At 72.7% G+C, this 8710-nt stretch carries 8 protein-coding genes and 1 rRNA gene; 4 read left to right on the forward strand and 5 right to left on the reverse strand.

The genetic code is table 11. From position 1 onward, the window contains the following. Positions 1-175: 175 nt before the first annotated feature. Complete coding sequence (locus ACTMTB_RS14795; protein ID WP_154942443.1) at positions 176-616, forward strand: carboxymuconolactone decarboxylase family protein; 441 nt, start codon at positions 176-178, stop codon at positions 614-616. Beyond that, positions 613-1494, forward strand: a complete 882-nt coding sequence (sigJ, locus tag ACTMTB_RS14800; RefSeq protein WP_441145886.1) for an RNA polymerase sigma factor SigJ — start codon at positions 613-615, stop codon at positions 1492-1494. Before ACTMTB_RS14795 ends, sigJ begins: the two co-directional genes overlap by 4 nt. A 50-nt stretch (positions 1495-1544) precedes the next feature. Here the strand turns inward: sigJ and ndk are convergent, their stop codons facing one another. After that, positions 1545-1970 (reverse strand): nucleoside-diphosphate kinase, encoded by a 426-nt coding sequence (gene ndk, locus ACTMTB_RS14805; protein ID WP_441145888.1) that lies wholly within the window; start codon positions 1968-1970, stop codon positions 1545-1547. Positions 1971-2112: 142 nt separating this feature from the next. Here ndk and ACTMTB_RS14810 point away from each other — a divergent pair, with 142 nt between their 5' ends. Then, positions 2113-3384 carry a VOC family protein gene (locus tag ACTMTB_RS14810; protein ID WP_441145890.1) on the forward strand — a complete coding sequence of 424 codons (1272 nt, stop codon included), beginning with the start codon at positions 2113-2115 and terminating at the stop codon, positions 3382-3384. Positions 3385-3392: 8 nt separating this feature from the next. On the opposite strand, the gene ACTMTB_RS14815 is transcribed toward ACTMTB_RS14810, so the two are convergent. The 3 genes from ACTMTB_RS14815 to ACTMTB_RS14825 all read right to left on the reverse strand — a co-directional run bounded on the left by ACTMTB_RS14815 (position 3393) and on the right by ACTMTB_RS14825 (position 7746). Further along, complete coding sequence (locus ACTMTB_RS14815) at positions 3393-3791, reverse strand: DUF4233 domain-containing protein (RefSeq protein ID WP_441145892.1); 399 nt, start codon at positions 3789-3791, stop codon at positions 3393-3395. Beyond that, positions 3788-5059: a bifunctional folylpolyglutamate synthase/dihydrofolate synthase gene (locus ACTMTB_RS14820; RefSeq protein WP_441145952.1), complete on the reverse strand. Its 1272-nt coding sequence runs from the start codon at positions 5057-5059 to the stop codon at positions 3788-3790. Before ACTMTB_RS14820 ends, ACTMTB_RS14815 begins: the two co-directional genes overlap by 4 nt. Positions 5060-5127: 68 nt before the next feature. Continuing rightward, positions 5128-7746 (reverse strand): valine--tRNA ligase, encoded by a 2619-nt coding sequence (locus tag ACTMTB_RS14825; RefSeq protein WP_441145894.1) that lies wholly within the window; start codon positions 7744-7746, stop codon positions 5128-5130. A 69-nt stretch (positions 7747-7815) separates the two neighbouring features. Here ACTMTB_RS14825 and ACTMTB_RS14830 point away from each other — a divergent pair, with 69 nt between their 5' ends. Then, on the forward strand, positions 7816-8499 hold the full coding sequence (locus ACTMTB_RS14830) for a hypothetical protein (protein ID WP_441145896.1): 684 nt from the start codon (positions 7816-7818) through the stop codon (positions 8497-8499). A 136-nt stretch (positions 8500-8635) separates the two neighbouring features. Here ACTMTB_RS14830 and rrf read toward each other — a convergent pair. Further along, positions 8636-8710 (reverse strand): 5S ribosomal RNA (rrf, locus tag ACTMTB_RS14835); the annotation flags it as partial.

The following is an 8710-nucleotide window of genomic DNA, read 5'->3' on the forward strand; positions in this document are numbered from 1 at the left end:
CCGGGTCATCGCCTTACGGTCGCCAAGCCTACTCGATCGGCGTCGAAGATCGCCCCCGAGTAATCCCACCGTCCCGGCCCGCGGCGACATGACCACCGTCACAGCGCAGGCCGTCACATCGCCGCCGCCGGGTTCCGTCGTACGGGTGAATTCGTACCTGCTGAGGGAGGCCGAGATGAGTCGGATCGACATGGCAAAGGTGGCGCCGGAGGCGTACCGGGCGGTGTTCGCGATGGAGAAGTACGCCCAGGCGAACGTCGACCACACCGTGCTGGAGCTGGTGAAGCTGCGGGCGTCGATGCTCAACGGCTGCTCGTTCTGCGTGGACATGCACAGCCGGGACGCGCTCGCCGCGGGCGAGGACAGCCGCCGGCTCTTCGCCGTCGCCGCCTGGCGGGAGGCGCCGTTCTTCGACGAGCGGGAGCGGACCGCGCTGGCGCTGACCGACGCGGTCACCCAGCTCGGCCAGCACGGCGTGCCGGACGAGGTGTGGGACGCCGCCGCCAAGGTGTGGTCGGAGAAGGAGCTGGCCGACCTGATCATCGCGATTGCGACAATCAACGTGTGGAACCGGATCAGCGTGACCAGCCAGACCCAGCCGCCGCTCGAGGTGTGACCACCAGCGGAGCGGCGCAGGCGGCCGGTGCGCTCACCGCGCACCGGCCGATGCTGCTCGGGCTGGCGTACCGGCTGCTGGGCAGCCTGCACGACGCGGAGGACGTGCTCCAGGAGGCGTACCTGCGCTGGCTCGACGTGGACCGGGAGTCGGTGGCCGAGCCGCGCCGGTACCTGTCCCGGGTGGTGACCCGGCTGGCCCTGGACCGGCTGCGCGCCCGCCAGGCGGCCCGGGAAACGTACGTCGGGCCGTGGCTGCCCGAGCCGGTGCCGACCGAGCCGTCCCCGTTCGGCCCGCTGGACAGCGCCGAGCTGCGGGACTCTGTGTCGATGGCGCTGCTGCACCTGCTGGAACGGCTCACCCCGCCGGAGCGCGCGGTCTACGTGCTGCACACCGCGTTCGCCGTGCCGTACGCCGAGATCGGCGACATCCTGGACCGGTCGGCGGCCGACTGCCGGCAGTTGCACCATCGGGCGGTCGCCCGGCTGGCCGAGGGCCGTCGGCGGTTCAACGCCGACCGGGCCGAGCAGCGGCGGCTGCTGGAGGCGTTCCTGGCCGCCGCCCGCGACGGCGACCTGCCCCGGCTCACTGAGCTGGTGGCGACCGACGCGGTGGCCTGGACCGACGGCGGCGGCGCGGCTCGGGCGGCGCGCAACCCGGTGCGCGGGGCGAACCGCATCGCCCGGTTCTTCGCCGGCATCTACGCCCGGCCGCGCGCCGTGACGGCGACGCCCGCCGAGCTGAACGGCCAGCCGGCGCTGCTGATCCGCTGGTCCGACGGGGCCCGCTACACGCTGACCGTAGCCACGGCCGACGGGCGGATCACCGGGTTCTATCTGGTTGGCAACCCGACGAAGCTGTCCCGGCTCCCCGCCTGAGACAGCGGACGGCCCCGACCACGGTCCGGGTTCGGAGCCGGCGGCGGCGTTCAGCCCAGCTCGGGGAACCAGAGGCCGATCTCGCGCTTGGCGCTGTCGGTGGAGTCCGAGGCGTGCACCAGGTTCTCCCGGTTGGACAGGGAGAGGTCGCCGCGGATGGTGCCGGCGGCGGCCTTCCGGCCGTCGGTGGCGCCGATCATGCCGCGCACCACCTCGATCACCTGGTCGCCGGAGAGCACCAGGGCGACCAGCGGCCCAGCGGTCATGAACGCCTTCAGCGGCGGGTAGAACGGCTTGTCCACGTGCTCGGCGTAGTGCTGGTCGGCGAAGTTTCCGTCCAGCGTCCGGGTTTCCATCGCGTCAATCCGCAGGCCCTTGCGCTCGAAGCGGGAGACGATCTCGCCGACCAGGCCGCGGCGGACCGCGTCGGGCTTGATCAGTACGAGCGTGCGCTCATCCGGGCTGCTGCTGGACACGCTGGGTTCCTCCTGTGCGCGGAAGACGGCCGGGCTGGGTACGGTCAGCCTAGCGACCCGGTCCCGGCGTCGGCGCGGCGGCTGCTCTTTCCAGCGGCCGCCGATCCCGCCTAGCCTGGTCCTGACCCCTGGGAGGTCCACTGTGGCGAATGGCGGGAACCGCACCATCGCGCCGGTACGCAAGCTCATCGCCGCCGTCCTCGGCACCGTGGCGACATTCGTGGTCCTGTTCGGGCTGGGCATGACCAGTTGGTCGATCGTGGCCCTCGGCGTGGCCCTGCTGGTGCTGGCGATCGCCCTGGCCACCGTCCGCGGCGGCGGGCGCACCTGGGTGATCGGCGTCGGGCACGTGCACAGCGCCTCCGAGCCACCCACCCAGTACGCCTTCGGCCGCTGCGAGCTGCAACTGGTGATCGACGCGCCGGGCCTGCCGCCCCGCTCCAAGAAGATCATCGAGCCGCGGGTGCCGGTGTCCAAGTGGCCCTCGCTGGGGCAGACGCTGCCGATCCGGGTGGCCCTGGACGACCAGCGGCACGTCCGGGTGCTCTGGGACGAAGTCCCCACCCACGCGGAGAACGTCGCCGCCGCCGACCTGCCGCCCGAGTACGCCGACACCGAGCCGGTCGACGAGGTGCTCATCGTCCAGGAGGCCCCGCCGTGGGCCGGCCGTACGCCCGACGACGACTTCCACGACGACCTGCGCGACGAGTTCCGCGACCCGCCCCCGGCCGACCCGCTGCGCCCCGAGCCGGTGGTGCTGCCCGACGAGCGTGAACCGGTGGTGGTGCACCAGCGCCCCGGCGGTCCGGTCGTGCTCGAGGGCACCCTGGTCGAGCCCCCGCCGGCCGGCGGGCTGCCGCGCCGGGCCGCCACCACCCCGTCCCCCCGCCCGCCGGTGGACGAACGCTTCGACGCCCCGGTGGTGGACCCGGTGGACGTGCCGCTGGACGACCCGGAGCCCCGGGACCGGATCGACCCCGACGAGCTGGACGAGGCGATCTTCGGGTACGACCCGGCGGCGGACCCGGTCGACCAGGGCGCCCCGATCAGCGGGGTCGGGCTGACCCTGCTGGTCACCGACCTGTCCCGGTCGCTGGACTTCTACCGGTCGCTGGGCTTCGGCGAGATCGACCGGGGCTCCGGCAACGCGGTGCTCGCCTCCGGCGCCACCCGCCTGGTGCTGCGCGAGGTCACCGGCGCCGCCCCGATCAGCCGCCGGCTGGTGCACGTCAACCTGGAGGTGGACGACATCGACGCGGCCTACCGGCGGCTGAAGGACTCCGGGGTGAAGTTCACCTACGCGCCCCGGGTGGTCAACCGGGGCACCAAGCTGGAGGTCTGGGCCGCCGCCTTCCGCGACCCGGACGGGCACGGCATCGCGCTCACCCAGTGGCGGGAGCGCGCCGAGGCCTGACGACCGGCTCAGCCGAGGATGACCCGGCGGACGTGCAGGGCGTACGCCCAGACCAGCCCGAAGATGATCCCCAGCGCCAGCAGCGACCAGTGCAGCAGCCCGGAGAGCAGCAGCAGGCCCTGCACCACCGTGCCGGCCTGCCAGGCCCAGGGCCGCCCCATCCGGCCGGCCAGCACCACGCAGGCGGCGGCCAGCGCCACGATCGCCGCGATGGCCGCCCCGCTCAGGTCGCCGCCGACCACCCGGATGGGCTGGATGGCGAGCAGCAGCACCAGCGCCTCCAGGGCCAGCGTCCCGGCGCCCAGGCCGCGCACCGCCCTGTCGGGGTTGCGCAGCCCGGAGCGCCGCTCCCCCGGCGCGACCGGGTCGGCGACCGGGTCGCGGCGGTCCTCGTCGGGGGCGCTCATCGCTTGAGCAGCCGTCGGGCGTCGGCCACGGTCACCACCGAGCCGGTGACCAGCACGCCGACCCCGGACAGCTCACCGGGCACGTCGGACTCGGCCTCGGCGACGGCCGCCTCGATGGCGTCCGGCATCTCGTCGGCGACCTCCACCCGATCCGGCCCGAACACCTCGCGGGCCAGCGCGGCCAGCTCGTCGGCCGGCATCGCCCGGGGCGAGCTGTTGCTGGTCACCACCACCGAGTCGAGGACCGGCTCCAGCAGCTCCAGCAGGCTGCCCGCGTCCTTGTCGGCCAGCACGGCGAGCACCCCGACCAACTTGCTGAACGCGAACTCCTCCTGCACCGCGGTGACCGTGGCGGTCATCCCGTGCGGGTTGTGCGCCCCGTCCAGCAGGATCGTCGGGGCGGTACGCACCTTCTCCAGCCGGCCCGGCGAGCTGGCCGTGGCGAAGCCCTCGCGGACGGCCTCCACGTCGAGCTGTCGCTTCGTCCCGGCCCCCAGGAACGCCTCGACGGCGGCGAGCGCCACCGCCGCGTTCTGCGCCTGGTGCGCGCCGTGCAGCGGGATGAACACCTCCTCGTACACGCCGCCGAGGCCCTGGATGGTGAGCACCTGCCCGCCGACGGCGACGGCCCGGCGCAGCACCCCGAACTCGGTGCCCTCCCGGGCGACGGTCGCGCCGACCTCGACGCAGCGCGCCAGGATCGGGCGGGCCGCCTCGTCGTCCTGCGCGGCGCAGATCACCGTCGCGCCGGGGTGGATGATCCCGGCCTTGTGCAGGGCGATGTCCTCCAGGGTGTCGCCCAGCCACTCGGTGTGGTCCAGCCCGATCGGGGTCAGCACGGCCACCCCGGCCTGGAGCACGTTGGTGGCGTCCTCGGCCCCGCCGAGCCCCACCTCGACCACCGCGACGTCGACGGGCGCGTCGGCGAAGGTGGCGAAGGCCAGCGCGGTGGTCATGTCGAAGTAGGTCAGCGGCTCCGACGAGCGCTGGTCGACCAGCTCGGCCAGCGGCTTCACCTCGCGGTACGTGGCGACGAAGCGTTCCTCGCTGACCGGCTCCCCGTCCAGGGCGATCCGCTCCCGCACCGTCTCCAGGTGCGGGCTGGTGTAGCGGCCGGTGTGCAGGCCGAAGGCGCGCAGCAGCGAGTCGATCATCCGGGCCGTGGAGGTCTTGCCGTTGGTCCCGGTCAGGTGGATCGACGGGTACGCCCGCTGCGGGCTGCCGAGCAGGTCGAGCAGGGACTCGATGCGGTCCAGCTCGAAGACCATGCGGGTGAAGCCCCGCCCGGCCAGCTCGGCGTCGACGTCGGTGAACTCGGTGGGATCGGTGCGGTCGGTCACGAGGAAAGCCCCTCCAGGGCGGCGTCGATCCGGGTCAGGTCCGCCTCGGCCACCGCCAGCCGGTCACGGATCTTGGCGACCACCGGTTCGGGGGCCTTGCCGACGAAGGCGGGGTTGTCGAGCTTCGCCCGGGCCTGCGCGACCTCCTTCTCGGCCGCCGCGCGGTCCTTGGTCAACCGGGCCCGCTCGGCCGCCACGTCGATCGAGCCGCGGGTGTCCAGCTCGACGCTGACCTCCCCGGGCATGGCGAGGGTGGCGCTGGCCTGGAAGTCGCCGGCCGGGGCGTCGAGCCGGACCAGCGAGCGGATCAGCGGCTCGTGCGCCGCGATCCCGGCCACGGCCAGGCCGTCCAGCCGGGCCGCGACCCGCTGGGTCGGGCGCAGCCCCTGGTCGGAGCGGAACCGCCGGATCTCGGTCACCACCCGCTGAACGGCGCCGACCTCGCCCTCCGCGGCGTCGTCGATCCGGGTACGGTCGGCCACCGGCCAGGCGGCCGTCATCACCGTCTCGCCGCCGGTGAGCGCGATCCACAGCTCCTCGGTGACGAACGGGATGACCGGGTGCAGCAGCCGCAGCAGCTGGTCCAGCACGTGCCCGAGGACCCGTCGGGTGGCCTCGGCCGCCGGCCCGCCCTCGGCGAGCACCGGCTTGCTCAGCTCGACGTACCAGTCGCAGACGTCGTCCCAGGCGAAGTGGTACAGCAGGTCGCAGACCTTCGCGAACTCGTACGCCTCGAACTGCTCGTCCACCTCGGCGGTGACGTGCGCCAGGCGGGACAGGATCCACCGGTCGACCGTCGACAGCTCGGCGGCGGGCGGCAGCTCCCCCTCGGTGTGCGCGCCGTTCAGCAGCGCGAACCGGGTGGCGTTCCAGAGCTTGTTGCAGAAGTTCCGCGAGCCCTGGCACCACTCCTCGCTCACCGGCACGTCCTGGCCGGGGTTGGCGCCCCGGGCCAGGGTGAACCGGGTGGCGTCGGCACCGAACCGGTCGATCCAGTCCAGCGGGTCGACGACGTTGCCGAACGACTTGGACATCTTCTTGCCGTGCTCGTCGCGGACCATGCCGTGCAGGGCGACCACGTCGAACGGCTGCCGGCCGTCCATCGCGTACAGGCCGAACATCATCATCCGGGCGACCCAGAAGAAGAGGATGTCGTAGCCGGTCACCAGGACGCTGGTCGGGTAGAACTTCGCCAGGTCCGGGGTCCGCTCCGGCCAGCCCAGGGTGGAGAACGGCCACAGGCCGCTGGAGAACCAGGTGTCCAGGACGTCCTCGTCCTGGTGCCAGCCCTCGCCGGTGGGCGGCTGCTCGTCCGGGCCGACGCAGACGATCTCGCCGGCCGGGCCGTACCAGACCGGGATGCGGTGGCCCCACCAGAGCTGCCGCGAGATGCACCAGTCGTGCATGTTGTCGACCCAGGCGAAGTAGCGCTTGGCCAGTTCGGCGGGCTCGATCTTCACCCGGCCGTCCCGCACCGCGTCCCCGGCGGCCTTGGCCAGCGGGGCGGTGTTGACGAACCACTGCAACGACAGCCGGGGCTCGACGGTGGTCTTGCAGCGGGAACAGTGCCCCACCGCGTGCACGTACGGCCGCTTCTCGGCGACGATCCGGCCCTGCTCGCGCAGCGCGGCCACGATCGCCGGCCGGGCCTCGTACCGGTCCAGGCCCTGGAACGGGCCGTGGGCGGTGATGACACCGCGCTCGTCCATGATCGTCAGCGCGGGCAGGTCGTGCCGCTGGCCGATCTCGAAGTCGTTGGGGTCGTGCGCCGGGGTCACCTTCACCATGCCGGTGCCGAAGCTCGGGTCGACGTGCTCGTCGGCCACGATCGGGATCCGCCGGTCGGTCAGCGGCACGGCTACCTCGGTGCCGATGAGGTGCTGGTAGCGCGCGTCGTCGGGGTGCACGGCCACCGCGGTGTCACCGAGCATCGTCTCGGCCCGGGTGGTGGCCACCACCACCTCGTCGCTGTACCGGATCGAGATGAGCTCGCCCTCGTCGTCGGTGTGCTCCACCTCGATGTCGGAGAGCGCGGTCAGGCAGCGCGGGCACCAGTTGATGATCCGGTTGGCCCGGTAGATGAGGCCGTCGTCGAAGAGCTTCTTGAACATGGTCTGCACGGCCCGGGACAGGCCCTCGTCCATGGTGAAACGCTCGCGGTCCCAGTCGACCGCGTCACCGAGGCGGCGCATCTGGCCGAGGATGGCCCCGCCGGACTCGGCCTTCCACTGCCAGACCCGCTCGACGAACTTCTCCCGGCCCAGGTCGTGCCGGGACAGCCCCTCGCCGGCGAGCTGCCGCTCGACCAGGTTCTGGGTGGCGATGCCGGCGTGGTCCATGCCGGGCAGCCACAGCGCCTCGTACCCCTGCATCCGCTTGCGCCGGTTCAGGGCGTCCATCAACGTGTGCTCGAACGCGTGGCCCATGTGCAGGGAGCCGGTGACGTTGGGTGGCGGGATGACGATGGTGAAGGGCGGCTTGTCGCTCTGCGCCGACGCCCGGAAGTGGCCGGCGGCTACCCACTGCTCGTACCGTCGCTGCTCTACCTCGCCGGGCTGGTACTGGCCGGCAAGGGTCGGGGCGTCGGGGCGTCGGGCATCCAGTCTCTCGGTCACCCTGAAAGTCTACGGAGCGCTTCCGCGGACCCGACGTGCGCCACCTGTCATTCGCGTACGGTGGCGGACATGTCCGACGCACATCTCACCGAGCGTCAGCTCGACGAGGGGCCCGACCCGGTCGATCTGACCGACGAGCCGATCCAGCTGAGCCACCGGGACCCGGCGAGCGACCCGATCCGCCGGGCGCCGGCCTCCCGCCGTCGGCGGATCGTCCTGGCCGTGGCGCTCGCCGTCGGCCTGGCCGGCGCCGCCGCCCTGGGCACCGCCGGCTGGCGGGTGGCACAGCAGAAGGACACCCGGCTGAGTGCCCCGGACCAGGTCGCCGGGCTGACCCGCGACGACTCGGAGCGGGCCCGCAGCACGGCCGACTACCTGCGCAACGGGTTCGCCGCGGACATCGACCTGGACACCAGCTTCGGCACCGTCTACCGGGACCCGGCGGACGAGACCCGCGCGGTGCTGCTCTTCGGTGGCACGACCCTGCTCTGGCAGCCGGAACGCGACCTGGACAGCCTCTTCGGGCTGATGGCCGACGAGACCGGCCGGGTGGCCGGCCTGCGCGAGGTGCCCGCCGGCAAGCTGGGCGGGGTGATGAAGTGCGGCACCACCAGCGGGGACGGCGGTGACTTCGCCATCTGCGGCTGGGCGGACCACGGTAGCGCCGCGATGGCGATGTTCCCCAACCGCTCCGTCGACGACGCCGCCGGGGTGTTCCGTCAGATCCGCGAGGGCGTCCAGACCCGCGGTTGAGCCGTCGCGAAAGGGCCGTGGCGTCGAGCGACGCCGCGGCCCTTCTTCGTGTACGCCTCGCGCCCGGCGCGGTTTCCAAGGGTGGGTATATCAATCAGGGCCACCCCTTGAAAGGGGTGGCCCTGATTGAATGGTTGTCCGGCGGTGTCCTACTCTCCCACACCCTCCCGAGTGCAGTACCATCGGCGCTGGAGGGCTTAGCTTCCGGGTT

It is taken from the genome of Micromonospora sp. L32 (assembly GCF_052068055.1).
Taxonomy (GTDB): domain Bacteria; phylum Actinomycetota; class Actinomycetes; order Mycobacteriales; family Micromonosporaceae; genus Micromonospora; species Micromonospora purpureochromogenes.

Coding starts and splice junctions, on each gene's coding strand:
- ACTMTB_RS14815 (WP_441145892.1), bottom strand. CDS start 3,791: ATGAGCGCCCCCGACGAGGACCGCCGCGACCCGGTCGCCGACCCGGTC.
- ACTMTB_RS14830 (WP_441145896.1), top strand. CDS start 7,816: ATGTCCGACGCACATCTCACCGAGCGTCAGCTCGACGAGGGGCCCGAC.
- ACTMTB_RS14820 (WP_441145952.1), bottom strand. CDS start 5,059: ATGGTCTTCGAGCTGGACCGCATCGAGTCCCTGCTCGACCTGCTCGGC.
- ACTMTB_RS14795 (WP_154942443.1), top strand. CDS start 176: ATGAGTCGGATCGACATGGCAAAGGTGGCGCCGGAGGCGTACCGGGCG.